At 35.1% G+C, this 248-nt stretch carries 1 protein-coding gene; it reads left to right on the forward strand.

Annotated elements, in window-relative coordinates:
* The first annotated feature begins 14 nt into the window (after window positions 1-14).
* Window positions 15-128: a helix-turn-helix transcriptional regulator gene (locus EOC06_RS39215; protein WP_281062158.1), complete on the forward strand. Its 114-nt coding sequence runs from the start codon at window positions 15-17 to the stop codon at window positions 126-128.
* The last annotated feature ends 120 nt before the right edge of the window (window positions 129-248 follow it).

Genomic DNA, 248 nt, shown 5'->3' on the forward strand with positions numbered 1-248 from the left:
TAACAAGACAAACAATCGTGGCACTCGAAAAGGGCAACTACTCCCCATCATTAGAACTAGCCTTTCGTATTTCCCATGTGTTTCAATTGCCGTTAGAGGAAATATTTTTTTATGAAAAAAATGTTTAAGGTGACCGTTTAACCGTTTTTGAATTTATTAAGAAAAGGGGATTTTTATGAATTCAAACAAAAAGCAGGCTAGAATTGTAGGGGTATTTTTTATACTAGCAGCCGTTAGTGCAGTTGTAG

It is taken from the genome of Mesorhizobium sp. M7A.F.Ca.MR.362.00.0.0 (genome assembly GCF_004023175.1).
In the GTDB taxonomy this organism is placed as follows: domain Bacteria; phylum Pseudomonadota; class Alphaproteobacteria; order Rhizobiales; family Rhizobiaceae; genus Mesorhizobium.